Annotated in this window: 24 protein-coding genes; 9 read left to right on the top strand and 15 right to left on the bottom strand. The window is 67.2% G+C overall.

Features of this window, described 5'->3' with window-relative positions:
• Position 1 precedes the first annotated feature (1 nt).
• Positions 2–652: a histidine phosphatase family protein gene (locus ACGLHS_RS03880; RefSeq protein ID WP_394477004.1), complete on the top strand. Its 651-nt coding sequence runs from the start codon at positions 2–4 to the stop codon at positions 650–652.
• Here ACGLHS_RS03880 and ACGLHS_RS03875 read toward each other — a convergent pair.
• Positions 649–2,250: a purple acid phosphatase family protein gene (locus ACGLHS_RS03875; protein ID WP_394477002.1), complete on the bottom strand. Its 1,602-nt coding sequence runs from the start codon at positions 2,248–2,250 to the stop codon at positions 649–651. The two genes, ACGLHS_RS03880 and ACGLHS_RS03875, sit on opposite strands and share 4 nt — an antisense overlap.
• Positions 2,251–2,493: 243 nt before the next feature.
• Between ACGLHS_RS03875 and ACGLHS_RS03870 the strand changes: the two genes are divergently transcribed.
• Both ACGLHS_RS03870 and ACGLHS_RS03865 read left to right on the top strand, forming a co-directional pair.
• Positions 2,494–3,456 (top strand): DnaJ C-terminal domain-containing protein, encoded by a 963-nt coding sequence (locus tag ACGLHS_RS03870; protein ID WP_093237295.1) that lies wholly within the window; start codon positions 2,494–2,496, stop codon positions 3,454–3,456.
• Between the two features lie 2 nt (positions 3,457–3,458).
• On the top strand, positions 3,459–3,776 hold the full coding sequence (locus ACGLHS_RS03865) for a chaperone modulator CbpM (protein WP_093237294.1): 318 nt from the start codon (positions 3,459–3,461) through the stop codon (positions 3,774–3,776).
• 63 nt (positions 3,777–3,839) lie between these two features.
• Here ACGLHS_RS03865 and ACGLHS_RS03860 read toward each other — a convergent pair whose 3' ends face one another.
• Positions 3,840–5,576 carry a dipeptidase gene (locus ACGLHS_RS03860; protein WP_394476999.1) on the bottom strand — a complete coding sequence of 579 codons (1,737 nt, stop codon included), beginning with the start codon at positions 5,574–5,576 and terminating at the stop codon, positions 3,840–3,842.
• Positions 5,577–5,634: 58 nt separating this feature from the next.
• On the opposite strand from ACGLHS_RS03860, the gene ACGLHS_RS03855 reads away from it, so the two are divergent.
• Positions 5,635–6,210, top strand: a complete 576-nt coding sequence (locus tag ACGLHS_RS03855; protein ID WP_394476997.1) for a DNA-3-methyladenine glycosylase I — start codon at positions 5,635–5,637, stop codon at positions 6,208–6,210.
• A gap of 95 nt (positions 6,211–6,305) precedes the next feature.
• Here ACGLHS_RS03855 and ACGLHS_RS03850 read toward each other — a convergent pair whose 3' ends face one another.
• The 7 genes from ACGLHS_RS03850 to ACGLHS_RS03820 all read right to left on the bottom strand — a co-directional run bounded on the left by ACGLHS_RS03850 (position 6,306) and on the right by ACGLHS_RS03820 (position 12,945).
• The gene (locus ACGLHS_RS03850; RefSeq protein ID WP_093237291.1) at positions 6,306–6,659 is read right to left on the bottom strand and encodes an alpha/beta hydrolase; all 354 of its coding nucleotides are present in this window, start codon (positions 6,657–6,659) and stop codon (positions 6,306–6,308) included.
• 164 nt (positions 6,660–6,823) lie between these two features.
• Positions 6,824–7,702 carry an oxaloacetate decarboxylase gene (locus tag ACGLHS_RS03845; RefSeq protein WP_394476995.1) on the bottom strand — a complete coding sequence of 293 codons (879 nt, stop codon included), beginning with the start codon at positions 7,700–7,702 and terminating at the stop codon, positions 6,824–6,826.
• Between the two features lie 7 nt (positions 7,703–7,709).
• On the bottom strand, positions 7,710–8,630 hold the full coding sequence (locus tag ACGLHS_RS03840) for a Bug family tripartite tricarboxylate transporter substrate binding protein (protein ID WP_394478167.1): 921 nt from the start codon (positions 8,628–8,630) through the stop codon (positions 7,710–7,712).
• A 150-nt stretch (positions 8,631–8,780) separates the two neighbouring features.
• On the bottom strand, positions 8,781–10,235 hold the full coding sequence (locus ACGLHS_RS03835) for a bifunctional 2-methylcitrate dehydratase/aconitate hydratase (RefSeq protein ID WP_394476993.1): 1,455 nt from the start codon (positions 10,233–10,235) through the stop codon (positions 8,781–8,783).
• Between the two features lie 38 nt (positions 10,236–10,273).
• Entirely contained in the window at positions 10,274–11,257 is a 984-nt protein-coding gene (locus tag ACGLHS_RS03830; protein ID WP_394476991.1) for a Bug family tripartite tricarboxylate transporter substrate binding protein, read from the bottom strand.
• A gap of 105 nt (positions 11,258–11,362) precedes the next feature.
• Positions 11,363–12,532, bottom strand: a complete 1,170-nt coding sequence (gene prpC, locus ACGLHS_RS03825) for a 2-methylcitrate synthase (protein ID WP_394476989.1) — start codon at positions 12,530–12,532, stop codon at positions 11,363–11,365.
• Positions 12,529–12,945 (bottom strand): acyl-CoA thioesterase, encoded by a 417-nt coding sequence (locus tag ACGLHS_RS03820; protein ID WP_394476986.1) that lies wholly within the window; start codon positions 12,943–12,945, stop codon positions 12,529–12,531. The genes prpC and ACGLHS_RS03820 overlap by 4 nt, the downstream gene beginning before the upstream one ends.
• A 122-nt stretch (positions 12,946–13,067) precedes the next feature.
• On the opposite strand from ACGLHS_RS03820, the gene ACGLHS_RS03815 reads away from it, so the two are divergent.
• On the top strand, positions 13,068–14,582 hold the full coding sequence (locus ACGLHS_RS03815; protein WP_093237284.1) for a short-chain fatty acyl-CoA regulator family protein: 1,515 nt from the start codon (positions 13,068–13,070) through the stop codon (positions 14,580–14,582).
• On the opposite strand, the gene ACGLHS_RS03810 is transcribed toward ACGLHS_RS03815, so the two are convergent.
• Together ACGLHS_RS03810 and metE are read right to left on the bottom strand one after the other, a co-directional pair.
• Complete coding sequence (locus ACGLHS_RS03810) at positions 14,524–15,378, bottom strand: hypothetical protein (RefSeq protein WP_394476983.1); 855 nt, start codon at positions 15,376–15,378, stop codon at positions 14,524–14,526. The genes ACGLHS_RS03815 and ACGLHS_RS03810 overlap by 59 nt on opposite strands.
• Before the next feature lie 40 nt (positions 15,379–15,418).
• Positions 15,419–17,764, bottom strand: a complete 2,346-nt coding sequence (gene metE / locus ACGLHS_RS03805) for a 5-methyltetrahydropteroyltriglutamate--homocysteine S-methyltransferase (RefSeq protein WP_394476981.1) — start codon at positions 17,762–17,764, stop codon at positions 15,419–15,421.
• Between the two features lie 112 nt (positions 17,765–17,876).
• On the opposite strand from metE, the gene ACGLHS_RS03800 reads away from it, so the two are divergent.
• Entirely contained in the window at positions 17,877–18,803 is a 927-nt protein-coding gene (locus ACGLHS_RS03800; RefSeq protein ID WP_394476979.1) for a LysR family transcriptional regulator, read from the top strand.
• A 138-nt stretch (positions 18,804–18,941) separates the two neighbouring features.
• Here ACGLHS_RS03800 and ACGLHS_RS03795 read toward each other — a convergent pair whose 3' ends face one another.
• The 3 genes from ACGLHS_RS03795 to gcvA are packed head-to-tail and all read right to left on the bottom strand — an operon-like array spanning position 18,942 to position 21,364.
• Entirely contained in the window at positions 18,942–19,682 is a 741-nt protein-coding gene (locus ACGLHS_RS03795; protein ID WP_394476977.1) for a hypothetical protein, read from the bottom strand.
• A 5-nt stretch (positions 19,683–19,687) separates the two neighbouring features.
• Positions 19,688–20,359: a DUF1345 domain-containing protein gene (locus ACGLHS_RS03790; protein ID WP_256327159.1), complete on the bottom strand. Its 672-nt coding sequence runs from the start codon at positions 20,357–20,359 to the stop codon at positions 19,688–19,690.
• A gap of 24 nt (positions 20,360–20,383) precedes the next feature.
• Positions 20,384–21,364 carry a transcriptional regulator GcvA gene (gene gcvA / locus ACGLHS_RS03785; protein ID WP_394476974.1) on the bottom strand — a complete coding sequence of 327 codons (981 nt, stop codon included), beginning with the start codon at positions 21,362–21,364 and terminating at the stop codon, positions 20,384–20,386.
• 190 nt (positions 21,365–21,554) lie between these two features.
• Here gcvA and ACGLHS_RS03780 point away from each other — a divergent pair, with 190 nt between their 5' ends.
• From ACGLHS_RS03780 to ACGLHS_RS03770, 3 genes are read left to right on the top strand one after another with little or no spacing between them, the layout of a single operon-like run.
• Positions 21,555–22,916 carry an amidase gene (locus ACGLHS_RS03780; RefSeq protein WP_394476972.1) on the top strand — a complete coding sequence of 454 codons (1,362 nt, stop codon included), beginning with the start codon at positions 21,555–21,557 and terminating at the stop codon, positions 22,914–22,916.
• Between the two features lie 12 nt (positions 22,917–22,928).
• A complete protein-coding gene (locus ACGLHS_RS03775; protein WP_394476970.1) occupies positions 22,929–24,272 on the top strand; it encodes an MCT family MFS transporter in 1,344 nt (447 codons plus the stop codon).
• Positions 24,244–24,405, top strand: coding sequence for a hypothetical protein (locus ACGLHS_RS03770; RefSeq protein ID WP_176801004.1), 162 nt, complete (start codon positions 24,244–24,246; stop codon positions 24,403–24,405). Before ACGLHS_RS03775 ends, ACGLHS_RS03770 begins: the two co-directional genes overlap by 29 nt.
• A 36-nt stretch (positions 24,406–24,441) precedes the next feature.
• Here ACGLHS_RS03770 and mmsB read toward each other — a convergent pair whose 3' ends face one another.
• Complete coding sequence (gene mmsB, locus ACGLHS_RS03765) at positions 24,442–25,338, bottom strand: 3-hydroxyisobutyrate dehydrogenase (RefSeq protein ID WP_394476967.1); 897 nt, start codon at positions 25,336–25,338, stop codon at positions 24,442–24,444.
• Positions 25,339–25,359: the final 21 nt, after the last annotated feature.

Below are 25,359 nucleotides of genomic sequence, written 5' to 3'. Positions count from 1 at the left end.
CATGTCATCACCAACCACGCCTTCCCACACCGCCGCCGGCGGTCTCGACCAGCTGGTGCGGATCGCGGCGGCGCAGCCGCTGTCGCCGGCCTGCGACCACTTCTACTTTCTGCGCCACGGCCAGACCGGCCGCAATGCGCAGCGCATCTTCCAGGACGTCGACGAGCCGCTCAGCGAACTCGGCCTGCAGCAGGCGGCCCGCGCCGCCGAGCTGCTGGCCGGCGAGCCGATCCGCACCATCGTCTGCAGCGATGCGCGGCGCGCCCGCGACACGGCAAACGCGGTGGGCGCGACGCTGAAGCTGCAGCCGGCACCGCAGGCTGCGCTGCGCGAGCGCAACTTCGGCGCGCTGATCGGCACCTCGTCGGCCAACATCGACTGGGCCTGCGAACCCGAAGGCGGCGAAACGCTGACGCAGTTCGTCACCCGCAAGCGGGCTGCGCTCGACGCGGCGCTGCAGCAGGAGCCTGGACCGGTGCTGGTGGTGGCGCACGGCGGCACGCTCTACGCGCTGGCCGCGCTTCTGGGCGTGCCCATCGATTTCGAACTGCTCGGCAACGCGCAGCCGTTGCGCTTTGAGCGCAGCGGCTCCGCGTGGCGCGTCACGCCGCTGCTGCGGCATGTCGACGACGGGGGCTCGGCGCTGGCCTAGTCTCGCCGGGGGCGGCGCAGCGTGAATCGCTCGAACGGCGAAATCTGCCCGTCCAGCCCCACCACGTCGTAGTAGGTCACGCGGATGGTGGTGAAGTCGCCGGGGTGCTTGCCCGGATCGAGGTCGAAGGCGGCGAAACCATAGGAGCGCGCGGCGTTGCGCACGGCCGACCAGGGCGCGTCCTCCGTCACATAGATCGGTGGCCGCTTGCCGGTGGTGGCGCTGCGCTCGCCCACGCCGGTGATCACCCGGCAGCACGGCGGATTGAAGAACAGCTGGTTGGAAGGCGCCGACGTGCCGCCGCCGCCGATCACCATGTGCACCGTGCCCTGCGTGGTGTCGATGACCTCGGTATCGGTGGCCGTGGGGATGGGCGTCAACGTGTTGTTGGCTTGCCGCCCACGGATGGGATGCGAGCGCTCGTAGTGATGCTCGTGGCCGCACACCACCAGGTCGACACCGTAGGTGTCGAACAGCGGCAGCCATTCCTCGCGGATGCCGAGGTCGGCGCCGTTGAACTTGTCGGCGGTGGAAATGGCGACCTGGTGCATGCACACCACCAGCCAGTCGATCGACTTGTCGGCGCGGGCCGCCGCCAGCTCCTTCTGCAGCCATGCCTTCTGGGCGCCGCCGGAATAGCCGCGCACGTAGGAGTCGCCGGCGTCCTGGTAGGTGACGTCGTCATTGGCGATGGCCACCACGCGCATCGAGCCGACAGTGAAGGAGTACCACAGGCCGCGCGTCGTGTCGGTCTGGCCTTCGGCCGAAGGCAGCGAGAAGTAGGTCTGGTAGGCCTGGTAGCCGATGGGCCCGTTGCCCAGTTCGTTCTCGTGATTGCCGGGCGAGGGCATCCACGGGCGGTTGCGGGCGCTGCGCGAGTTGTTGTTCCAGAAGTCCCACCAGGTACGCACCCGGTCCTGGGCGAGGTTGGCGTAGCACAGGTCGCCGTTGAAAAGGTGGAACAGCGGGCGCAGCCGCTCCACGCCCAGCGTGGTGTCGCCGGACGCGGGCGCGCCGAGGTTGTCGTTGACGTACGTGGTGCCCGGCAACGTCACGCCGGCGGGCGGCGTGAAAACCTTGCCGAGGGTGGGCGTGCCCTGGTCGCCGAAGCTGGTGAAGCTGAACGCCCGGCGCCCGCGCGGCGCGGTGCGGAAGGTGCCGAATTGCGGTTCCGCGCCTTCGTGCAGCGCGGCGTAGAGGTACGCCGTATCGGCCTTCAGGCCATCGACCCTGGCGTGATGGGCATACACGGTCTGCCCCGATTTACCGTCGACATAGCTCGCGGGGCTGGCCGCCACCGTCTTTTCGAGCTTGCCGTCGGGCAGGCCGATCAGCACGCGCGGCTGCCGCACCGGTTGCAGCGTGTGCCACGACACCACCATCTGCGCCGAGGCATCGGCGCCGAACTGCAGATGCAGGCCCGCCACCGGCGGCGTGGCGACCGGGTCGGCCGCTGGGGTGTGGGTCGTGGCGGGCGCCCTGGCCTCTTCGGCGCCGGCGCGCAGGGTCGTCAGCAGCGCCCCGGTGCCGATGCCCGCGGCGGCCAGGAGCCTGCGGCGGTTGAGGTCGAGGCCGTGTTCGTTGTCTGGTTCTGTCATGTGGGAATGTTGTTGTGCACAGAAGCGGGCCACGCTAGCAGCGGTGCATGACAGTCGTGTTGCGCCGCGGGAAGTTCGCGGAGGGTTCACGGGAGGCTCCACGGATCGCCAAGGCCCGGTACAAGCCCCTTCGACAAGCCCCTTCGCCCAAATCAGGACGCGGCGGGCAGCGTGCTTGTATGCTGCCGCTGAGTCCCAATCTGGTCCCGAAACCCCTAGAAACACGGTAACCAACGCTGCACCATGGAATTCAAGGACTACTACAGCGCCCTGGGCATCGAGCGCACCGCGTCGGACGACGAAGTGCGCAAGGCCTACAGGAAACTCGCCCGCAAATACCACCCCGACGTCAGCAAGGAGCCCGACGCCGAGACGCGCATGCGCGACATCAACGAGGCCAAGGACGTGCTGGGCGACAAGGAGAAGCGCGCGGCCTACGACGCGCTGGCCGACCGCGTCGCGCGCGGCGGCCATCCGCAGGGCGACTTCCAGCCTCCGCCCGGCTGGGACGCGGGTTACGAGTTCCATCGCGGCCCGCGCCAGGGGCCGGCCGACCATGCCGACTTCAGCGAGTTCTTTTCCTCGATGTTCGGCGAGGCCGAGCGGCGCGGCGCCACGCGGCAGAACTACCGCGCACGCGGCGAAGACCACCATGCGGCCATCGAGATCACGCTCGAAGACGCACTCAACGGTGCCGAGCGCGAGATCACGCTGCGCGCGCAAACGATCGATGCGCAAGGCCATCCGCAGTGGGAGAACCGCACGCTGAGCGTGAAGATCCCGCCGGGCGTGCATCCGGGCCAGTTCATCCGCCTTGCGGGCCAAGGCATGCCCGGCCATGGCGGCGAAGCGGCCGGCGACCTGTACCTTGAAGTGCGCATCGCGCCGCACAAGCTCTATCGCGTGGAAGAGCGCGACCTGTACATGACGCTGCCCGTCACACCCGCCGAAGCCGCGCTGGGCGCGCAGGTGCAGGTGCCGACACCGACCGGCGGCGTGGTCGAGGTCACGGTGCCGCGCAATGCGCGCAACGGCCTCAAGCTGCGGCTCAAGGGCCGGGGGCTTGCGGGCAAGACACCCGGCGACCTGTACCTGCTGATCGACATCGCGCTGCCGCCCGCCGACAGCGACGAAGCCCGCAAGGCCTACGAACAGCTGGCGCAAGCCACGGCATCGTTCCACCCACGCCAGCATCTGGGAGTCTGAGCATGGTGAATTTCACACTCACAACGGCTACCGCCATCAGCGCCGCGCACCCGCTGGCGGCCAACGAACTGGCGCACGCCGTCGGTGCCGACACCGCCTGGGTGGTGCAGCTGGTCGAGGTCGGCATCCTGCAGGTCGAGACCGCCGGAACGCCACCCGAGCGCTGGCAATTCTCCAGCGCCGACCTGCAGCACGCGCTCGAAGCGCGCCGGCTGGAGCGCGACTTCGGCGTGGGGCTCGACGCCGCTGCGCTGATCCTCGACCTGCAGCACGAGGTGCGGCGGCTGAAGGCCGCGCTCCAGGCGCACGGCCTGCGCTGATCGCCGACCGCTGACCGTTGCCGGCAGTGGCCCCTGGCTTCGCGCCAGCCAGGGCCACCGCGGCTACTGCATCTGCCGCAGGTTGCCGATGCGCACCAGCATCTCGGTGAACATCTGCATGTCGGCATCGAGGTCGGGCACTTCCTTGTATTCCTTCGCGTTGTGCGCCGTGTACTTCTTGCCGGGCATGGCGGGGCCGAAGTTGATCGCGTTGGGCATCAGCTTGGCCGTGGTGCTGCCGGCCGTGGGCACGGGCTTGGCTTCGAGCCCGGTGGTGTCGCCGTAGATGTCGAGCAGCGTCGAAAGCCACGCGCCCTTGGGGTCGCGAGCCATCCAGTTGCCCTGGTCGTGGTTGACTTCGAGCTTCACCTGGTTGGCGATGGCCCAGCCATTGATCTTTTCAGCCACCTGGGCCTTCAGCTCATCAGGCGTGCGGCCGCGCGGCATGCGCACGTTGACCGTGACTTCGAGCCTGCCGTCATTGCCCATGCGGATCAGGTTGAGCGAAAAAGTCAGCGGGCCCATGAAGTCGTCCTTGTAGCCCTGGCCCAGCTTCTCGCCGAGGTAGCCGGTGCCGTAGAGCGCGTCGATGTACTTCACCGCCTTCAGGTAGTGGTTGGCCGCCAGCGGCACGCCGGACTCTTGCAGGAACAGCGCCAGGCGCGGCAACGGGTTCACGCCCTCTTCGGGCCGCGAGCCATGAGCCGAGACACCCGTGACCTTGAGATCGATGCTGTCGGCACCGCGTGCGATGTCGATGGAGAACTTGCCGCCCTGCCCTTCGTACTTCTGCAGGAATGCAGGCCTGGCGGCTTCGAGCTTTGCGGCAACGGCCGCGAGGTCGCCGCCCTTGAGCGTGGCCGTGGCGGTTTGCGGAACGGCATTGGCCGAGGCGGCACCGGCCATGGCCGTGATCGCCGTCGCCGCGCTGTCGGTCGCTTCGGCCGGGAACAGCACCCTCAGTGCGCCCGATCCCTTTTCGGCCACCACCGCCGGGTACTTGCTGTCGAGCACGATGTTGTAGGCCGGCAGTTGCGTCTTCGTGCGGTAGTACTGCATCGCGTCGCCGCCGGTCTCCTCGGTGGTCTCGATCATGAGGCGGATGCTGCGGTCGATGGGCAGGCCGCTGTCTTTCACGGCCTTCATGGCGTAGAGCACGGCGGCGATGGAGCCCTTGTCGTCGATGGTGCCGCGGCCGTAGAGGAAGTCGCCCACGCGGGTCATCTTGAAGGGATCGAGGCGCGTGCCGTCGTCGAGCACCCATTCGGAAAGCACCGCGGGCACCACGTCGGCGTGCGTGAGGATGCCGAATTCTTCGCTGCCCTTGCCCTTCAGGCTGACTTCGAAGATGCGGTTGTCGACGTTGCGAAAGGCCAGCCCGAAATCTTTCGCCATCTTCTCGACCAGCTGGCCGAACTCGATGATCGGCGGGCTTTCGTGCGGAGGCACCTGCACGTTGCGCACCGTGGGAATCGCCACCATGGTGCCGATGCTCGCGATCACGGCTTGCTGGTTCTGCAGCCGGTTGTACAGGCCGAGCAGGCGCGCGATGTTGACGAGGTCATCGCCGGCCAGTGGCGACTTGCGGCGGTAGGCAGCCACTGCAGACCCCACCGCAGGGTTCGCCTCGGCGGCTTGCGCCAGGAACGCGTTGAAATCGGCAGGCGCCTTGCCGCCCTGCCATGCAGCGGCAAGCTGGTCGAGCGCGGGCTTTTTAAGGGTTTCGGCGAAGGCCGGCGCACCAAGGCCGAGCACGAGGCCCAGCGAAAGGGCCGACAATGAAAAACGAAATGGCTGCATCAGGGTGACTCCCTCATTCTGAAAACACGCCGACGATAGCCAAGCCAAGAACCCGACCATGAGCACCCCAAGTTCCACCAAGATCCGCTGCGCCTGGGCCCAGACCGACCCGCTGCTGACCGAGTACCACGACGCCGAATGGGGCGTGCCCGAACACGACAGCCGCGCACTGTGGGAAAAGCTGATACTCGACGGCTTCCAGGCGGGCCTGTCGTGGCTCACCATCCTGCGCAAGCGCGATGCGTTCCGCAAGGCTTTCAAGGGCTTCGTGCCCGAGAAGATCGTCAAGTTCACCGAGGCCGATGTCGAACGGCTGATGCAGGACGCCGGCATCGTGCGCTCGCGCTCGAAGATCGAGGCAACCATCGGCAACGCTCGCGCCTACCTCGCGATGCAGGCGGCGGGCGAAGATTTTTCGAAATTCATCTGGGGCATGGCGGGCGGCAAGCCCATCGTCAACCGCACCGGCAGCGTGCCGACGAAGACGCCGCTGTCGGAAGAAATCTCTGCGGCGCTCAAGAAGCGCGGCTTCAAGTTCGTGGGGCCGGTCATCGTTTACGCGTGGATGCAGGCCACCGGCATCGTGGACGACCATGCGGCCGATTGCCATCGGCACGGCGCCAAGCGCAAGTAATACAGACGGCGCCCCAAAAGAAAAACCGGACCAGGCTTTCGCCGGGTCCGGTTTTTCTTTGGTTTGCGACCTGAAGCGGCTTGCGCCGCGACAAATTACAGACCGGCTTGACGCGTGAAGGTCAGGCTCTTGGCTTGCGCAGGGATCACGCTGCCAGCGAAGGTTTCGGGGCGCAGGTTCTGGCCCGGTGCGTGTGCAGCGGCAACAGCTTGGCTGCGGATGGTGGCGCGGTCGGCCGAAGCGGCCAGCACCGGCGTTGCGGTCGACGCGGCGCCGCCGTTGTCGCCGTACACGTTGCCAGCGCGGGCAGCTGCCACGGCTTGCGGTGCCACGTCAGCGCGGCTGTAGCCGGAAGTCACGGAGTGCACGCCTTCGTAGGTTTCTGCATGGGCGCCAGCGGCGGCGAGCAGGGACAGAGCGGCGGCGGCGAGGATGTTCGAGGTCTTCATTTCATTTCCTTCTTGATTGGGCTTTGAGGTGCCCTGAAGTTTGCACCACGATTCCTAGGGAAAACCCTATTTAATCGAATCGCAGTGTTCATGAAATTGAAACAATGACGAGGAACTTTCTGACCACGCTAACTCAAGTGCCCTTCGCGTCGCAGAAAACTCGACTAGTTTGCATACTTTTTCTCTAGATCGTCAAGCAGAGGCTTGCCGACCAGGCGCTGCCTTTCAGCAAAAGGTGCTACCAGCGCCGGGTCTTCATCCAGCCGGCGGGTGTCGCGCAACACAGTCAGTGCACGTTGCATGCCAGCCACCGCGCCCTGCAAGGCAGCGTTGGCGTAGAGCACGAAGCCATAGCCCAGTGCCCCCAGTTCTTCGGCGCCGAAAGTCGGCGTCTTGCCACCGATGACCATGTTCATGAGTTGCGGCCTGTCCAGCCGCTTCGGCATGGCGCGCACTTCGTCGGCCAGCGTCACGGCCTCGACGAACAGGATGTCTGCCCCCGCCTCGCTGAATTTCTGCGCCCGCTCGATGGCCGCCTCGAAGCCGTGCACGGCCGCCGCGTCGGTGCGGGCCATGATGAGCAGGTCGCTGTCTTGCCGCGCATCGACCGCCGCCTTGATCTTGCCGAGCATCTCGTCGGTGTCGATCACCGCCTTGCCCGAGAAATGCCCGCAGCGCTTGGGACTGACCTGGTCTTCGAGCTGGATGCAGTCGGCCCCTGCCCGCTCCAGCACGCGCACCGTGTGGCGCACGTTGAGCGCATTGCCGAAGCCGGTGTCGGCATCGACCAGCAGCGGCAGGCCCACCGCGTCGCGGATGCGCGCCGTGTGCTCGGCGATCTCATGCAGGCCCATGAAGGCCTGGTCGGGCAGGCCGAGGTACATGTTGGTCACGCCGGCGCCGGTGATGTAGATCGCCTCGAAGCCGAGGTCTTCGACCACGCGGGCCGACATCGCGTTGAACGCGCCCGGCACCAGCACGCCGCGGCGCGCCTCGGCCAGTCGGCGCAGGGTTTTCTTCGGAGATTCGCTGGTTGTGCTCATGGGGTTCTCAGTCTTCCTTCATGCCGGTCGCCTTGACCACGCCGCCGAGCCGTGTGCGTTCTTCGTCGACGAACTTGGTGAAGCTCGCGCGCGTGCCGCCGATGGGCTCGATGCCCATGCCCTTCAGGCGCTCGACGGTGGCGGGCGTCTTCATGGCGGCGTCGATCGCCGCGGCCATCTTGTCCATGATCGCGTCGGGCGTGCCGCGCGGTGCATGCACGCCAGCCCAGTGCGCGATGCGGATTTCGGGAAAGCCCTCTTCCGCCGCCGTCGGCAGGTCGGGGTAGGCCGAGATGCGTTGCGTCCAGGTGCCCGCGAGCGCCTTCAGCTTGCCGCTCTTCACATACGGCAGCACCACGATGCTGGCCTCCGACGTGGCTTCGACCTGGCTGCCCAGCACCGCCGTGATCGACTCCGAGCCGCTCTTGTAGGGCACCACGTCGAGCTTGCTGCCGTACTTCGTTTCCAGGATGCCTTCGACGAAGTGCGGCGTGCTGCCCGTGCCGGCCGTCGCCCAATGGAAGCCGCCACCGGCCTTCTTCGATGCGGCGACGAATTCCTTCAGGTCCTTGTAGGGTGCGTTGGCCGGCACCACGATCACCGAAGGCGCGAGCCCGATCATGGCCACGGGCACCAGCGCATCGTCCTTGTACGGCATGCTCTTCTTGATCATGCTGTTCGACACCACACCCGCCGCGCTCACCAGGAAGGTGTAGCCATCGGGCGCGCTCTTGGCGACCACGTCGGCCCCGAGGATCGCGCCGGCACCGGGCTTGTTGTCGACGATGACCGGCTGGCCGAGCTGCTTCGATGCACCTTCGGCCGCAGCGCGCGCCATCAGGTCGTTGGCGCCGCCCGCCGAAAAGGGCACGACGAGCCGGATCGGCTTGGTGGGCCATGCCTGGGCAGCGGCGCCCTGGGCGAGCATCGAGACGGCAAGCCCGATGGCGAGCGAGGCAAAGCGAGTGGGAAACATCTTGTTCTCCTGTGTTGTAGTGGCTGTGAAGAAGCACGGCGAACCGTACTTTTTCATGATGCCACGGCCCTCTTTGGCAGGGCCGCCCACAGGGCCCATGCCTCAGGCCGTGTACAGGTCGACGTACTCGTTCACCGGCATCGCCTCGAGCTTCTTCGCGTCAAGCGACACATCCAGAATCGCCTGTTGCTGCTTCTGCGCGAAACGGCGCGCCAGGTTGGTCCGGAACTTGGCTTCGAGCAGCGGGATGCCGTCCGCGCGGCGGCGCTTGTGGCCGATCGGGTACTCCACCACGATCTCCGAGAAGCTCGTGCCGTCCTTGAACTCGACCGTCAGCGCGTTGGCGATGCTGCGCTTCTCGGGGTCGTGGTAGTCGGCGGTGAACTCCGGGTCTTCCACGCACACGATCTTGTCGCGCAGCGCGTCGATGCGCGGATCGTTCGCCACGCTGTCCTCGTAGTCGCCGGCCGTCAGGCGGCCGAAGATCATCGGGACCGCCACCATGTACTGGATGCAGTGGTCGCGGTCGGCCGGATTGTTGAGCGGCCCCTTCTTGTCGATGATGCGAATGCAGGCCTCGTGTGTGCGAATCGTCACCCGCTTGATGTCGTCCACCGTCTTGCCGGCCTGCGCCAGTTGCTTGTGCAGCGTCATGCCCGCCTCCACCGCCGTCTGGCTGTGGAACTCGGCCGGGAAGCTGATCTTGAACAGCACGTTCTCCATCACGTAGCTGCCATACGGCCGCTGGAACTTGAAGGGCTGCCCCTTGAACAGCACGTCGTAGAAGCCCCAGGTCTTGGCGGTCAGCACGCTCGGGTAGCCCATCTCGCCCGTCTTCGCGATCAGCGCCAGGCGCACCGCGCGGCTGGTGGCGTCGCCCGCGGCCCAGCTCTTGCGGCTGCCCGTGTTGGGCGCATGGCGGTAGGTGCGCAGGCTCTGTCCATCGACCCAGGCGAGCGACACGGCGTTGATGATCTCGTCGCGCGTGAGCCCCAGCAGGCGCGCCACCACGGCGGTCGATGCCACCTTGACCAGCACCACGTGGTCGAGCCCCACCTTGTTGAACGAGTTCTCCAGCGCCAGGCAGCCCTGGATCTCGTGCGCCTGGATCAGGCCCGTGAGCACGTCGCGCATCGTCAACGGCTTGCGCCCTGCCGCCACCGCATTGCGGCTGAGCCAGTCGGCCGTGGCGAGGATGCCGCCGAGGTTGTCGCTCGGATGGCCCCACTCGGCCGCGAGCCAGGTGTCGTTGAAGTCGAGCCAGCGGATCATCGTGCCGATGTTGAAGGCGGCCTGCACCGGGTCGAGCTGGTACGGCGTGCCGGGCACCTTGGCGCCGTTCGGCACCACCGTGCCGGGCACGATCGGCCCGAGCAGCTTGGTGCACGCCGGGTATTCGAGCGCTTCCAGGCCGCAGCCGAGCGTGTCGATCAGGCAGTGGCGCGCGGTCTCATAGGCCAGTGCGCTGGTGATCTGCTGGTGGTTGAGCACGTAGTCGACGATGTCGACCAGCACCTGGTCGGGTTCGGGGCGGATGTTGCTGATGTGTGCGGACATGAGGTCTGGGTCTCTCTCTGAACAAAAAACAAAAGGGGTCATTCGGCCTTGATGCCGGCCTCGCGTATCACCTTGCCGTAGCGCGTGATCTCGGCGCGGATCAGCGCACCGAATTCTTCCGGCGTGCCGCCGGCCGCGCCCACACCCGTGGGCTCCAGGCGGTCTTCGACGTCCTTGGCGCGGAGCATCGCATTCAGTTCGCTGCTCAGCCGCGCCAGCACCGCGGGCTGCACGCCCTTGGGCGCCACCAGGCCGTGCCAGGCCACGACGTCGTAGTCGGGCAAGCCGCTTTCGGCCACCGAAGGAATGTCCGGATAGGCCGGCAGCCGCTTCGCCGTGCTCACGGCCAGCGCGCGCAGCTTGCCGGACTTCACGTGCTGCATCAGCGCCTCGGTGCCGGCGAACAGCATGTCGACATTGCCGGCCAGCAGGTCGTTGACGGCCGGCCCGGTGCCCTTGTAGGGCACGTGCGTGGCCTTGACCTTTGCCATCTCGAACATGTATTCGGTCACCACGTGCAGGTGCCCGCCAGCGCCGCTCGATGCAAAGGTGAGCTTGCCCGGGTCCTTGCGCGCAAGCGCCAGCAGCTCCTGCAGCGTGCGTGCCGGCACCTGCGCGTTCACGCACAGCACATACGCGCCGCGCGACAGCTGGATCACCGGCGTGATGTCGGTCACGGGGTCGAAGCTGAGTTTGTAGAGCGCCGGGTTGACCGTGTAGCTGCCCGCCACCAGCAGCAGCGTGTAGCCGTCGGGTGCGGCCTTCACGCCGATCTCGGTGCCCAGCACGCCGCCGGCGCCGGGCCGGTTGTCCACCAGCACCGTCTGGCCGACGCGCTCGCCGAGCTTCGCCGCGGCCAGCCGCGCGATGAAGTCCGAACCGCCGCCCGGCGCGAACGGGCAGACGATGCGAATGGCCTTGGACGGAAACGCCGCAGCCTGCGCCCGCGCAAGTCGCGGCGCGAGTCCGCCCAGCGCAAACGCCGGAACGAGGGCTGAGAAGCTTCGACGGTCGATGTTCATGGCGGGGTTCCCGAAAGTGGATGGCACGCGGATGGCTGGCCCGCGCGGATGCGAGGCACCGCGCATTGCACGCCCTCCGGCGCATTCGCGCCCTCGGGATTTGTCCTATCGACGCTGTGCGATCGGCACGAAGACCTGGTCTTCGGGGCCGGTGTAGTTCGCGCTCGGGCGAATGATCTTGTTGTCCTGCCGCTGCTCGATGATGTGCGCGGCCCAGCCGCTGGTGCGCGCGATGACGAAGAGCGGCGTGAACATCGCGGTCGGCACGCCCAGCATGTGATAGCTCACGGCGCTGAACCAGTCGAGGTTCGGGAACATCTTCTTCGCGTCCCACATCACGGTTTCGAGCCGCTCGGCGATGTCGTACATGCGGGTCGATCCGGCCTCGTCCGACAGTTGCTTCGCCACGCGCTTGATGACCACGTTGCGCGGGTCCGACATGGTGTAGACCGGATGGCCGAAACCGATGACGACCTCCTTGGCTTCCACGCGGCGGCGAATGTCGGCCTCGGCCTCGTCGGGCGTGTCGTAGCGCTTCTGGATCTCGAAGGCCACCTCGTTCGCGCCGCCATGCTTGGGGCCGCGCAGCGCGCCGATGGCGCCCGTGATGGCCGAGTACACATCCGACCCCGTGCCCGCCACCACGCGCGCGGTGAAGGTCGAGGCATTGAACTCATGCTCGGCATAGAGGTTGAGCGAGGTATGCATCGCACGCTCCCAGCTCGCGGAAGGCGCGCGGCCGTGCAGCAGATGCAGGAAGTGCGCGCCAATGGAGTCGTCGTCCGTCTCGACCTCGATGCGCCGCCCCTGCGTCGACCAGTGGTACCAGTACAGCAGCATCGAGCCGAGCGAGGCCATCAGCCGGTCGGCGATGTCGCGTGCGCCGGGCAGCGAGTGGTCGTCCTTCTCGGGCAGCACGCAGCCGAGCGCCGAAACGCCCGTGCGCATCACGTCCATCGGATGCGCGCTGGCGGGCAGCCGCTCCAGCGCTTCCTTCACGCTCGCGGGCAGGCCGCGCATCGCCTTCAGGCGACCCTTGTACGCACGCAGCTCGGCGCCGCTCGGCAGCTTGCCGTGCACCAGCAGGTGCGCGATCTCCTCGAACTCGCAGACGTCGGCAATGTCGAGGATGTCGTAGCCCCGGTAGTGCAGGTCGTTGCCCGTGCGGCCCACGGTGCACAGCGCCGTGTTGCCCGCGGTCACGCCCGAGAGTGCAACGGATTTCTTCGGCTTGAAGCCAGGGGTGGCTTGCACGGTATCGATCACTGCGGTCATACGGTCTCCTCGAATGTTTCTTCGTCATGAAGGCGCGACGGCGTCGTCAGCCGCACCGGGCGTCCGGTGGCGTCGACCGCCACCATCTCGAATTCGCCCTCGAGCACGCACGAGAGCGCCTCGGTGGCCACGTCCTGCACGCTGCCGCACACGCGCACCGTGAGCGAGCTGCGGCCGACGCGCGACACCTCGGTGTCGAACACCAGCGTGCTGCCCAGCCGCACCGGCGCATGGAACAGCACCTCGCCGCAGCGCGCCATCACCACGTCGCCGCGCACGAAGCTCCGGCCGCAGAGAAAGGCAGCCTTCGACATCAGCTGCAGCGCCTGCCCGCCGAACAGCGTGCCGTAGTGGTTGGTGTGTTCGGGGAACACCACTTCGATGAGGCGGACCCGGCCGCGAGTGCTTTGCATGATTCGCAATTTACGCAAGATCGTGCCCATAATGAAGACCTGAATTGGCGAATGATTGCGAAGGCATTGCCGCCAGATTTGCGAATTCTGCGAATCACAGAAAAAAAGAACTGGACCGAACGATGAAGAAGACCTTCATGGGCGTGCGCCTGCGCAGCCTGCGCGAAGAGCGCGGCCTGAGCCAGCTCGCGCTCGCGCAGCAGCTCGGCCTGTCGCCCAGCTACCTGAACCAGATCGAGCAGAACCAGCGGCCGCTCACCGTGCCGGTGCTGCTGCGGTTGCACGCCACGCTGGGCGTCGACATCCAGGCTTTTTCAGAAGACGAAGAAGCGCGCCTCATCGCCAGCCTGCGCGAGGCACTGGCCGACAACCCCGGCGGCGATGCCGTTGCACTCGCCGAACTGCGCGAAGTGGCCACGCAGATGCCCGCCGTGGGCCGCGCGCTGGTGGCGCTGCACCAGCGCCATCGCGATGCCATGGAGCGGCTCGAAGCCCTGGCCGGCGAACTCGGTGACAGCCGCGGCGACCTCGCCCGCCTGCCGCAGGCACGGCCCATGCCCTTCGAGGAAGTGCGCGACTTTTTCTTTGCGCACCAGAACCACATCGCGCCGCTCGACGATGCGGCCGAAGCCTTCGCCGCGCAGTGGAAGCTGCGCGAGGGCAACCCCGGCGACCGCCTCGCGCACCGGCTGCTGGAGCGGCACGGCGTGCAGGTGGTGCCCGCCGAAGATGGCGACGCGGGCGCGCAGCGGCGCTTCGACCCCGCCTCGCGCGTGCTGCGGCTCTCGCCCCACCTGGAGCCCGGCCAGCACGCCTTTCAGCTCGCCACGCAGCTGGCTTTCTTCGAGCTCGGCGACATGCTCGACGAACTCGTGGCCGCGGCGCCGCTGTCGAGCGACACGGCCCGTTCGCTGGCGCGCATCGGCCTTGCCAACTACTTCGCCGCCGCACTGCTGCTGCCCTATGGCGAATTTCTTGAAACCGCCGAGCACCTGCGCTACGACATCGACCAGCTGGCGCGCCGCTTCGGCGTGGGCTTCGAGACCATCTGCCACCGCCTGAGCTCGCTGCAGCGACCCGATGCGCGCGGCGTGCCCTTCTTCCTGATTCGTGTCGACCGCGCGGGCAACATCTCGAAGCGGCAGTCGGCGACGCACTTCCACTTCTCGAAGACCGGCGGCACCTGCCCGCTGTGGAACGTGTACGAAGCCTTCGCGCAACCAGGCCGCGTGCTCACGCAGCTCGCGCGCATGCCCGATGGCCGCGCCTACCTGTGGATCGCGCGCACCGTCTCGCACGGCTATCGCGGCTACGGTTCGCCCAACAAGACTTTTTCGATCGGCCTGGGCTGCGACATCAGCCACGCCACGCGGCTCGTCTACTCCAAGGGCATGGACCTGCGCGACCCCGAAGTGCCCACGCCCATCGGCGCAGGCTGCAAGGTCTGCGAACGCGAGGCCTGCCCGCAGCGCGCCTTCCCCTTCGTGGGCCGGCCGCTCGACGTGGACGAAAACCAGAGCCGCTTCATGCCCTATGCCGCGGCGCCCGACAAGCACGGTACCGCGCGGGCCACCGGCCTCAAGAGCGCGGCCAGGCGCGCAGCATCGTCCGGATCGCCACCGCGCCGCTCGCCTTGACTTCGGCGCGGTAGGTGCCCAGCAGCGCCTCGCGTTCAGCCGCGGCCTGCGGGTCGTTGCGCCATGCAAGCAGCGCGGCTACGTCTTCGTCGGGCAGCGCGCAGAGCAGCACCAGCGTCACCTGTCGTTCGACTTCGCGTGCCACGATCAGCAGGTTGCGCGCGTGCGTCGAAGTCACGCCGCGCGACCACAGCGTGTCGAGGGCCGAGTCGAGCGTGCTGTTCGGCAGCGAGGTGAACTGCCCGCCATTGCCGCGCGCCAGTTGCTTGACGACCGCAGCCAGCAGCAGCTGGCTCGAGAAGTCGACTTCGCGCATCTCGGCCACGGCCATGCGGCCCAGCAGTTCGACGCGCACGGGATCGGTCAGCCGGGCCTGTTGCTGGTTGATGAACTCGGATTTGGCGGCATCGTTCTTCGCGGCGTAGTCGATGCGCAGTTGTGCAAGGCGGCCCACCGCGGCCAGTACCTGCGGGCTCGGTGCGGCGCCGCCCTTGCCGGCCGTTGCCACTTCCTGTCGGATCGCGCTCACGGAGGCTTTGACATCGAAGGCGCGTGTCGCGGCCACGTCCAACGCCTTGAGCGCCTTGTCCGCAATGGCCTGGTCGTCGGGGTCCAGCTGCTCGCGCGCGCCGCGCACCACGGCACCCGGCCCGTAGAAGGCCTGGTAGCGCGTCTGCACGCCCTCGAATTGCAGCAGGGCTTGCGCGCGGTCTTGCGCCCAGCCCATCAAGGGGGCCAGAAGCAACAGGAGCAACAGGGAGAAACGGAACGAAGACAGGCGGGTCGGGGAATGCATGGCGCCATTATTGGCTTGCCCGCATTCCCCCGATCTCCGGTCAGGCCGAGGCCAGTTCCTTGCGCAGCAGCTTCGCGGCCGTGACCATGTTCGACAGCGCCGCCTCGGTCTCGGGCCAGCCACGGGTCTTGAGGCCGCAGTCGGGGTTGATCCAGAGGTTCTCGTGCGGCACCACGCCGGCGGCCTTGCGCATCAGGCGAACGATTTCGTCGACCGACGGCACGCGCGGCGAGTGAATGTCATACACGCCGGGGCCGATCTCGTTCGGATAGCGGAAGCCGCCCGAATTGTTTTCGCCACCGAAGCCGCGCAACAGCTCCATGTCGGAGCGGCTGGTCTCGATGGTGATGACGTCGGCGTCCATCGCGGCGATCTCCGGCAGGATGTCGTTGAACTCCGAATAGCACATGTGCGTGTGGATCTGCGTCTCGTCGCGCACACCCGAGGCACTGATGCGGAAGGCGCGCGTGGCCGACGCCAGGTACGCGGGCCAGCCGGCGCGGCGCAGCGGCAGGCCTTCGCGGATAGCGGGCTCGTCGATCTGGATGATGCCGATGCCTGCGCCTTCGAGGTCCACCACTTCGTCGCGGATCGCCCAGGCGATCTGCTCGCAGGTGGTGGCGCGCGGCTGGTCGTCGCGCACGAAGGACCACTGCAGGATGGTGACCGGGCCGGTCAGCATGCCCTTCATCGGCAGCCTGGTGAGGCTCTGCGCGTAGGCCGTCCATTCGACCGTCATGGCCGTGGGGCGCGCCACGTCGCCGAAGATCACCGGCGGCTTGACGCAGCGCGAACCGTACGACTGCACCCAGCCGTTGGCGGTGAAGGCAAAGCCGTCGAGCTGTTCGCCGAAGTACTCGACCATGTCGTTGCGCTCGGCTTCACCGTGCACCAGCACGTCGATGCCCAGCTCTTCCTGCTTGCGCACGGCCAGTGCGATCTCGGCGCGCATCTTCTCGCGGTAGCCGACGGCATCGAGCTCGCCGCGCTTGAAGGCGGCACGCGCAGCGCGGATGTCGGAGGTCTGCGGGAACGAACCGATGGTGGTGGTGGGCAGCGAAGGCAGCGCGAAGCGCGTGCGCTGCACCTGCTGGCGCGCCGGGAAGGCCGACCCACGGGCGTCGTCGCCGGCCACGCTGCGCGCCAGGCGCAGCGCCACTTCGGCGCGGTGCACGCGCGGGCTGGCGCGGCGCGCGGCCACCGATGCGCGGCTCACGGCCAGCTCATTGGCGACCGAGGCCTCGTTGCCATCGACCACCGCGCGCAACACGCGCAGCTCATCGAGCTTTTCGATGGCGAAGGTGAGCCACGACTTCAGTTCGGTGTCGAGCTTCGTTTCGGCCGCCAGGCTGAACGGCACATGCAGCAGCGAGCACGACGGCGCGATCCAGAGTTCGCCCTTGTGCTTTTCGGCGACGGGCTTGAGCTTGGCCAGCGCCGCATCGACGTCGGTGCGCCAGATGTTGCGGCCATCGACCACGCCCACCGACAACACCTTGTGCGCGGGCAGCCAGTCGGCCACACCGGTCAGCTCCTGCGGCGCGCGTACCGCGTCCACATGCAGGCCTGCCACCGGCAACTGGCAAGCCAGGCGCAGGTTCTCGGACAGCGGCGAGAAGTACGTGGCCAGCAGCAGCTTGGGCGCACTGCGGGCAAGCTGCCAGTAGGCGCGCTCGAAGGCATTGCGCCACGCTTCGGGCAGGTCGAGGCCGAGGATGGGCTCGTCGATCTGCACCCATTCCACGCCCTGCTGCTTCAGCCGCGTGAGCACCTGTTCGTAAACGGGCAACAGCGCATCGAGCAGCGAGAAGCGGTCGAAGCCCGCCTGCTTTTCCTTGCCCAGGTACAGGAAGCTCAGCGGCCCGAGCAGCACGGCCTTGACCGCGTGGCCAGCCTGCTGCGCCTGCGCCACTTCATCGAACAGGCGCGACGACGCGAGCTTGAACTGCGTGTCGGCCTTGAACTCGGGCACGAGGTAGTGGTAGTTGGTGTCGAACCACTTGGTCATCTCCAGAGCGAAGGTGCCTTCGGCGCCGTGGTTGCAGCTGGCATCGTGCACGTGGCCCACTTCGTCTTCCACGCCGCGCGCCATCTTGAAGTAACGCGAAAGTTCAGGCTCGTCGCCCTTGAAGTCGAAGCGTGCCGGCTCGCAGCCGAGCAGCTGGATGTGGTTGGCCACGTGGTCGTAGTAGGCGAAGTCGCCCACGGAGACGAAGTCGAGCCCCGCATCGCGCTGGGCCTGCCAGTGGCGTGCGCGCAGCGTCTCGCCGACGGCTTCGAGCGCGGCACGGTCGATCTCGCCGCGCCAGTGCTTTTCGAGGGCGAACTTCAGTTCCCGGTGGGCGCCCATGCGCGGAAAGCCGAGGGTGTGGGTACGGGTGGTCATTTGCAGGTAATCCGGTCGCTGATCTTGGGAATCCACGATGGTCGGCGTTTGAGGCATATGATTCAAACGAAACCTTTTGCCCATTCGCTTGAATCATTTTCACGTTGCCGTCATGTCGCAATCGATCCTTGAAATACGCCACCTGCGCACGCTCGTCGCGCTGCGCGACACCGGCAGTCTGGTGCGTGCCGCGCAACTTCTCAATCTCACGCAGTCGGCGCTGTCGCACCAGATCAAGCTGCTCGAAGACCGCTATGGCGCGCAGCTCTTCGAGCGCAAGTCGGTGCCGCCGCAGTTCAGCACCACCGGGCTGCGGCTGCTGCAGTTGGCCGACACCGCCCTGCCACTGATCGAAGAAGCCGAGCGCGACGTGGCGCGGCTCGCGCTGGGGCGCAGCGGCCAACTGCGCATCGTGGTCGAGTGCCACACCTGCTTCGACTGGCTGATGCCGGCCATGGATGCATTTCGCCAGCGCTGGCCCGAGATCGAACTCGACATCGTCTCGGGCTTCCATCCCGATCCGATCGCGCTGGTGATGCAGAACCGCGCCGAAGTGGCGATCGTGTCGGAGCAGGACCCCGACGAAACGGTCGACTACCACGCACTGTTCCGCTTCGAGATCATGGCGCTGCTGGCCAACGACCATCCGCTGACAGCCAAGGCGCACCTCACGGCACGGCACTTTGCCGACCAGACGCTCATCACCTACCCCGTGCCCGACGAGATGCTCGACATCGTGCGGCAGGTGCTGGCACCCGCCGGCGTGACGCCCGCGCACCGGCGCACCACCGAACTCACGGTGGCGATGCTGCAACTGGTGGCCAGCGGGCGCGGCGTGGCCACGCTGCCGCTGTGGGCGGTGCAGAACTACCTGGACCGCGGCTACGTCACGGCGCGCCGCGTCGGCGCCAGGGGGCTGACGGGCCGGCTCTACATGGCCTGCACGCAGGCCACGTCGGGGCAACCGTGGCTTGCAGACTTCGTGCGCATCACGCGCGAGAGCTGCTTCAAGAGCCTGCCCGGCATCGAGCTTCTGTAGGCCTTCGATTCCGGTTTTTCTCCTTCCCCTTCCGGGGGAAGGCCGGGATGGGGGCAGGCCTTGGATGAAGCGCCGCACTCATTGGAAGCGCCGTCGAGCCCCCACCCTTCCCTCCCCCAGCGGGGGAGGGAAAAGACACTAGAACCGCGTACCCACCGACAACCGCACCATGTTCTGCGGCGTGAAGTTCACCTTCGGGTCATAGGCCGCGCGAACGAACCAGCGCGGCCAGTCGTAGGTGACGGTCAGGCCGGTGCGGCGAATGAACTGGCCGTCCACCGTGCCCTGCTTGGCCAGCAGGTCCACGGTCAGGCGCTGGCGATCCGGCAAGGGCACGCGGTAGACGAGGTGCACGTCCTGCTGGTCGGGATTCATGCGGTTGTCGCGGATCAGCGAGAGCGACAACGCCGTGCCGTCCGGCCACTTGTAGCCGCCATAGACCGTGTACGAGTCGTTCGGGTCGAAATTGAGATTCGCGTAGTTGCGAAGGTTGGTGCGCCCCAGCCCCGTGCCGACGAACCAGCTGTCGCCCGTCTCGACCGCGAGGCTGCCGCCCACGAAACCACCCGAAGCGGCCTGCAGCGACGGCAGCAGCCGCACCGGACCCAGCGTGAAGGTGTGGTCCCACCCCACGCGGGGCTGGGCGAAGTCGAGCACCGGCGAGCGGAACCAGCCGATCCAGACATTGCCATCGCCGTAGGTGTAGCGCAGGTTCATGTCGAGCCCTGGCCCCGGAGGCAGGCCTCCGCCGGACACGCGGTAGGCGCCGATGGTGAGCTTGAACGGCGGCTCGGCCGGCTCATCGTCGGCCCAGGCAGGAGGTGCAAGACACGGCACGACGGCGGCTGCGAAGAGGCAGGCGATTCGACGACAAGGCATGGCGCTCAAAACATGCTCGCGCCGATGTTGATGAGCAAGGCCAGCACCGTCGTGTTGAACAGATACGCCAGGATGCAATGGACCGAGCCGATGCGCCGCATCGGCCGCGAGACAATGGACACGTCCGCCGTCTGCCCCGACGTGCCGATCACCGCCGAGAAATAGAAGAAGTCGCCATACAGCGGCGGCTCGTCGTCCGGGAACTGGATGCCGGGCTTCTGCCCGTGGCACTTCGCGGCGTAGTAGTCGTGCGCGTAGTGCAGCGTAAACATGACCTGCGTGAAGGCCCACGACGACATCACCGTGAGGCCCGCGAGCGTGATGTGCGCGACCTTCTCCAGGCCATGCATGTCCTTCACCACCGCAAGCTCGGCCGCGATGGCCACAAGGCTTGCGATGGCCGACAGCACCACCAGCACGAGGATCACGAGCTGCCCCTCGTCCTGCAGCTGGGCGCGGTGGCGCATGTGCTGCGGCGAAGACCGGATCATCATGACCGCCGCGAGCAGCACGTACAGGCACGCACCCGTGTTCCACGCGATCAGCAGGCGCGTGACGAGGTGCGTGTCGAGCGCCGACGGCAGGAGGACGCCCACTGCGATGGCGATGGCCGTGGCAATGAAGAGCCGCGGCCGCGCGGCCATCTGGCGAAAAAGTCGGTGTCGTGGGAGTTTCATTGAATGTTCGGCAAGGCTGCACCGTCAGGACGACGGCGCCGAGGCTTTGCCCTTGAATGTCGGTGAACTTCTCTTGCGGCCACCTGACGAAGCGCGCTTCGCCGCCACGGCGGCGGGCGCATTGCGCGCGACTTCGAGCAGCCATTCACGAAAGGCCACGACTTTCGGCCGCGCCTCGCTGCTTTCCGGATAGACGAGGTAATAGGCGAAGTCTTCCAGCCACGTCACATCTGAAAGCTGCACGAGCCGGCCTTCGGCGATCTCCGATGCCACCACGGCCAACGGCAGCAGCGCGGCGCCCTGCCCCGCAAGCACCGACTTCAGCAGCAGGCCCGCATCGTCGAACGACGGGCCGCGCGCCGGCCCCGTGTCGTCGATGCCTTGCGCCTGGAACCACAGCGCCCAGCCCTTGCGTTCGGCATCGTTCACGCGCGGCCAGCGCGTGAGATCGGTCGGCGTTGCCGGCATGCCAAGGCGATTGACCAGCGCGGGCGCGGCCACGGGCACGATCTCCACTGTCAGCACGCGCCGGCTGCTCAGGCCCGGATAGCGGCCAAGGCCATGGCGGATCGCGACGTCGACGCCATCGCGCGAAAAATCGGCGAGCGCGCTGCTGGTCAGCACCTGCAGGTCGATGTCGGGGTGCGCGTCTTGAAAGGACTTCAGGCGCGGCACCAGCCACGCGGACGCAAAGAACGGCGTGGCGCTCACGGTGAGGATGCCCGTCTCGGGCGGCATGGCCACGCGGCGTGTGGCGTCGCTGATCTGCCGGAACGCATTGCGCACCGGCGGCAGGTAGGCCTGCCCTGCATCGGTGAGAAAGATGCCGCGATTCACGCGGCGAAAGAGATCGACGCCAAGGTGCAGCTCCAGCGTCTTGATCAACTGGCTCACGGCGCCGGGCGTCACGCTCAGCTCATCCGCGGCGTTCTTGACCGAGAGATGGCGCGCGGCGGCCTCGAAGGCGCGCAGCGCGTTGAGCGGTGGTAGCTGGTGCTCTTTCATTTAATTAATCTGATCCGATAGAGAAAGAAATTCTGGTTTGCGAAGGGATTGTGGAAGTCGGAATATTGGCACAACCCTTAGCCCAACGGAAACCACTTTGCTGCGAACACCCGATCTTCAAAGCCTCAGATATTCTGATTCTTCAGACACTACCAAAAGCGACGATCTTCACTACCTCGAGATCGCCGAATTGGCCGAGCGCATCCGCACGCGCCGAACCTCGCCCGTTGCGGCCACGCGTGCGCAACTCGACCGCATCGCCGCCCTCGACGGCGCGCTCCACAGCTACGCACTGGTGATGGCCGACGCGGCGATGGCGCAGGCCGAAGCAGCACAGGCCGAGATCGCCGCCGGCCGGTACCGCGGCCCGCTGCATGGCGTGCCCATCGCGGTGAAGGACCTGTGCCATACCGCAGGCTTTGCCACGGCGGCCGGCATGGCGATCCACAAGAACCACGTTCCGACCGAAGACGCGACCGTCGTGCGGCGCCTGAAGGACGCCGGTGCGGTGTTGCTGGGCAAGCTGCAGCTCACCGAAGGCGCGTACTCGGACCATCACCCGTCCATCGTGCCGCCGGTCAATCCGTGGAACGCGGCGCACTGGCCCGGCATGTCGTCCAGCGGCTCGGGCGTGGCGACGGCCGCGGGCTTGTGCCATGGCGCGCTGGGTTCCGACACCGGCGGGTCGATCCGCTTTCCCTGCGCGGCCAACGGCCTCACCGGCATCAAGCCGACTTGGGGCCGGGTGAGCCGGCATGGCGTGTTCGAGCTGGCCGCGTCGCTGGACCACGTGGGCCCGATGGCCCGCAGCGCGATCGATGCGGGTTTGCTGCTCGGCGCGATCGCAGGCAGCGATGCGAACGACCCCACGGCAGCGCTCGACCCGGTGCCTGATTTCGCCGTCGCCGCGCGCCAGGAGGTGCGCGGGTTGCGCATTGGCATCGATCCCGCATGGAACAGCGAAGGCGTGGACGCGGAGACGCAAGCGGTGCTGCAGCAGGCGGCCGAAGCCTTTCGCGCGCTCGGCGTGGATGTCGTCGAACTGCGCCTGCCAGACGTGATGCAGGCCGTGGCCGACTGGTTTCCCCTCTGCGCCGTCGAGGCGGCCGTGGCACACGAAGCCACCTACCCGCTGCACAAGAACGCCTACGGCCCGGTGCTCGCATCCGTCATCGAGACCGGCCTTGCAGTGCACGGCACCGACCTTCAGAAAATCATGCGGCGCCGCATGAACCTGCGCGGCCGCGTCAGCGCTCTTTTCAACAACGTCGACCTGCTGCTGGTGCCGGTGCAACCCTTCGCATCGCCCACCGTCGCCATGATGCAGACATTGGGCGAAACGCCGACACTGGTGTCGGCCCTGCTGCGCTACACCTGCCCCTTCGACATGAGCGGCCATCCGACGATCACGCTGCCCGGCGGCGCGACCGGTGCGGGCATGCCGCTCGCCTTCCAGCTCGTTGCGGCGCACATGGACGAAGCGACGCTGGTTCGCGCGGGCGCCGCGTTCCAGCGCATCACCGCGTGGCACCGTCGCCATCCACTGGACTGAATGAAGAACAACATGAAGACCACTCCGTTGAACTCCTCTTCCACTGCGACCAGCACCGGCCTCTTTCGCGGCTGGCTGGTGGTCGCGGGCGCTTTCGCCGTCACCTTCGTCGGCTTCGGTTGCGCCTACACCTTCAGTGCCTTTCTCGAATCGCTGCAGAAAGACTTCGGCGCCTCGCGCGGCTCGGTCTCGCTCGTGTTCTCGCTCGCGGGCTTTCTCTACTTCGGGTTGGGCGTGCTGAGCGGGCCGCTGGCCGACCGCTGGGGCTCGCGGCGGCTGGCCGTGGCGGGCATGGTGCTGGTCGGGCTGGGTCTTGCAGTTGCCAGCCAGGCGCACAGCCTGACGCAGATCTACCTGGCCTACGGGCTGGGGGTCGGGCTCGGGGTCGGCGCTTCTTACGTGCCGGTGCTGGGCGCGGTGCAGCGCTGGTTCGTTAGGCGGCGCGGCTTCGCCTCGGGGCTGGCCGTGAGCGGCATCGGCGTGGGCACGCTGGTGATGCCGCCGCTGGCGTCCTTCCTTATCGAGCAACTGGGGTGGCGGCATGCCTACCTGGCGCTCGGCATCCTCGCGGCGGTGGTGGGCGTGGGCATGGCACTGCTGATCGAGAACGACCCGCGCGACCGCGGACTCGGCCCCGACGGCGACCCGCCGCAGCCGCAGGCCGCATCAGCCAGGCCGGAAGGCTTCACGGTGCGCGATGCCGTGCGCTCAAGGCGCTTTGCCGGCCTGTACGCTGCGTGCCTCATCAGTTCGTTCGGACTGTTCGTGCCGTTCGTGCACCTGGTGCCCTACGCGCTCGACCATGGCGTGGCATCGACTTCCGCCGTGCTGCTGCTGGGCGCGATCGGCGTCGGCAGCACGGCCGGGCGCTTCTTCCTCGGCGGGCTGGCCGATCGGATGGGGCGGCCGCACACCATGCTGCTGATGTCCACGGGCATGGCGCTGTCGCTGCTCGTGTGGGCAGTGTCGGGCGGATTCTGGGGGCTGGCCGTTTTTGCGTTTGCCTACGGCGTGTTCTACGGCGGCTTCGTCGCGCTGCTGCCGGCACTGGTGATGGACTATTTCGGCGGGCGCAACATCAGCGCGATCATTGGCGTGCTCTACACCAGCGTGGCCGTAGGCACGCTGGTCGGACCGAGCGCCGCCGGCTTTGCCTTCGACATCAGCCACAGCTACATGCTGCCGATTCTCTTCAGCGTGGGCGCGAACCTGGTGGCGGCGGCCATCATGGGGGCGATGTCGCGAATGGACTCCAGAGCGGACTCGCGGCTGGGTGCAGCTTCTGCAAAGCTTGCCTCACCCACCCCGGCCGGAGGTACAGTCGGGAATGACTCCACAACCGCCCGTCGCCTCTAACCCGCCTCCAGCGGCCGCCTCTGAAGAAATCATCACGGAGACCCAGGCGTTCACGCGCGCCTGGGTTCTTTTCTTCGTGCTGTTCGTCGTCGTGATCGGCATTCTGTGGGCCGTCCAGGCCCACTACGGCTGAGCACCGACCACACTGCCGGCGCTGCGCAGAAGGTCCTCAGGACGCCTTCTGCAGCAGCTTCAGCACGCTCGAGAAATCGAGCGCGCCATGGCCCGCGAGGCTGTGCGCCGCATACAGGCTGCGCGCCAGGCCACCCAATGGCGTGGCCGCGCGCACCGAGGTCGCGTTCTCCTGGGCCAGCCCCAGGTCCTTGAGCATCAGGTCCGTACCGAAGCCGCCCGCGTAGTTCTTCGACGCGGGCGACGTTTCCATCACGCCCGGCATCGGGTTGTACTTTTCGAGCGCCCAGTTGCCGCCCGAGCTGCGGCGCATGATTTCGGACAGCACCTTCGGATCGAGCCCGTTGGCCACGCCCAGCGCCAGCGCCTCCGAGGTGCCGATCATCAGGATGCCGAGCAGCATGTTGTTGCAGATCTTCGCGGTCTGCCCCGCACCGGCTGCGCCGGCGTGGAAGATGTTGGCGCCCATCTTTTCCAGCACGGGGCGCGCGCGCTCCAGGTCTTTCGTTTCGCCGCCGACCATGAAGGTCAGCGTGCCGGCAATCGCACCACCGGTGCCACCCGACACCGGCGCATCGATCATCGCCACGCCCTTGGCGGCAGCCGCTTCGGCCACCTTGCGCGACGTGGCGGCGGCGATGGTGCTGCTGTCGATCACCAGCGTACCGGCCTTGATGCTGTCGAGCAGGCCGGGCTTGCCCGCACCGCCGAGGAACAGGCCTTCGACGTGCGCGCTGGCCGGCAGCATGCTGAGGACGACTTCGGCATCGGCCACCGTCTCGGCCGCCGACTTCGCAATGGGCAGGCCTTCGGCGCCGAACTTCTTGCAGGCTTCGGCCGAAAGGTCGAAGGCGCTGAGCGTGTGGCCGGCCTTGTGCAGGTTCATGGCCATCGGGCCGCCCATGTTGCCCAGGCCGATGAAAGCGATCTTCATGTGTCTTGTCTCCGTTGTTCT

Source organism: Variovorax sp. VaC1 (assembly GCF_043658315.1).
GTDB lineage: Bacteria > Pseudomonadota > Gammaproteobacteria > Burkholderiales > Burkholderiaceae_C > Variovorax.
Note: the sequence above shows the minus strand (reverse complement) of the source record. Positions and strands in the feature narration are given on the sequence as shown.

Excerpts from the sequence above, each read along its gene's own strand:
- ACGLHS_RS03880 (WP_394477004.1), top strand. The coding sequence starts at position 2 with ATGTCATCACCAACCACGCCTTCCCACACCGCCGCCGGCGGTCTCGAC.
- ACGLHS_RS03875 (WP_394477002.1), bottom strand. The coding sequence starts at position 2,250 with ATGACAGAACCAGACAACGAACACGGCCTCGACCTCAACCGCCGCAGG.
- ACGLHS_RS03870 (WP_093237295.1), top strand. The coding sequence starts at position 2,494 with ATGGAATTCAAGGACTACTACAGCGCCCTGGGCATCGAGCGCACCGCG.
- ACGLHS_RS03865 (WP_093237294.1), top strand. The coding sequence starts at position 3,459 with ATGGTGAATTTCACACTCACAACGGCTACCGCCATCAGCGCCGCGCAC.
- ACGLHS_RS03860 (WP_394476999.1), bottom strand. The coding sequence starts at position 5,576 with ATGCAGCCATTTCGTTTTTCATTGTCGGCCCTTTCGCTGGGCCTCGTG.
- ACGLHS_RS03855 (WP_394476997.1), top strand. The coding sequence starts at position 5,635 with ATGAGCACCCCAAGTTCCACCAAGATCCGCTGCGCCTGGGCCCAGACC.
- ACGLHS_RS03850 (WP_093237291.1), bottom strand. The coding sequence starts at position 6,659 with ATGAAGACCTCGAACATCCTCGCCGCCGCCGCTCTGTCCCTGCTCGCC.
- ACGLHS_RS03845 (WP_394476995.1), bottom strand. The coding sequence starts at position 7,702 with ATGAGCACAACCAGCGAATCTCCGAAGAAAACCCTGCGCCGACTGGCC.
- ACGLHS_RS03840 (WP_394478167.1), bottom strand. The coding sequence starts at position 8,630 with ATGCTCGCCCAGGGCGCCGCTGCCCAGGCATGGCCCACCAAGCCGATC.
- ACGLHS_RS03835 (WP_394476993.1), bottom strand. The coding sequence starts at position 10,235 with ATGTCCGCACACATCAGCAACATCCGCCCCGAACCCGACCAGGTGCTG.
- ACGLHS_RS03830 (WP_394476991.1), bottom strand. The coding sequence starts at position 11,257 with ATGAACATCGACCGTCGAAGCTTCTCAGCCCTCGTTCCGGCGTTTGCG.
- prpC (WP_394476989.1), bottom strand. The coding sequence starts at position 12,532 with ATGACCGCAGTGATCGATACCGTGCAAGCCACCCCTGGCTTCAAGCCG.
- ACGLHS_RS03820 (WP_394476986.1), bottom strand. The coding sequence starts at position 12,945 with ATGCAAAGCACTCGCGGCCGGGTCCGCCTCATCGAAGTGGTGTTCCCC.
- ACGLHS_RS03815 (WP_093237284.1), top strand. The coding sequence starts at position 13,068 with ATGAAGAAGACCTTCATGGGCGTGCGCCTGCGCAGCCTGCGCGAAGAG.
- ACGLHS_RS03810 (WP_394476983.1), bottom strand. The coding sequence starts at position 15,378 with ATGCATTCCCCGACCCGCCTGTCTTCGTTCCGTTTCTCCCTGTTGCTC.
- metE (WP_394476981.1), bottom strand. The coding sequence starts at position 17,764 with ATGACCACCCGTACCCACACCCTCGGCTTTCCGCGCATGGGCGCCCAC.
- ACGLHS_RS03800 (WP_394476979.1), top strand. The coding sequence starts at position 17,877 with ATGTCGCAATCGATCCTTGAAATACGCCACCTGCGCACGCTCGTCGCG.
- ACGLHS_RS03795 (WP_394476977.1), bottom strand. The coding sequence starts at position 19,682 with ATGCCTTGTCGTCGAATCGCCTGCCTCTTCGCAGCCGCCGTCGTGCCG.
- ACGLHS_RS03790 (WP_256327159.1), bottom strand. The coding sequence starts at position 20,359 with ATGAAACTCCCACGACACCGACTTTTTCGCCAGATGGCCGCGCGGCCG.
- gcvA (WP_394476974.1), bottom strand. The coding sequence starts at position 21,364 with ATGAAAGAGCACCAGCTACCACCGCTCAACGCGCTGCGCGCCTTCGAG.
- ACGLHS_RS03775 (WP_394476970.1), top strand. The coding sequence starts at position 22,929 with ATGAAGACCACTCCGTTGAACTCCTCTTCCACTGCGACCAGCACCGGC.
- ACGLHS_RS03770 (WP_176801004.1), top strand. The coding sequence starts at position 24,244 with ATGACTCCACAACCGCCCGTCGCCTCTAACCCGCCTCCAGCGGCCGCC.
- mmsB (WP_394476967.1), bottom strand. The coding sequence starts at position 25,338 with ATGAAGATCGCTTTCATCGGCCTGGGCAACATGGGCGGCCCGATGGCC.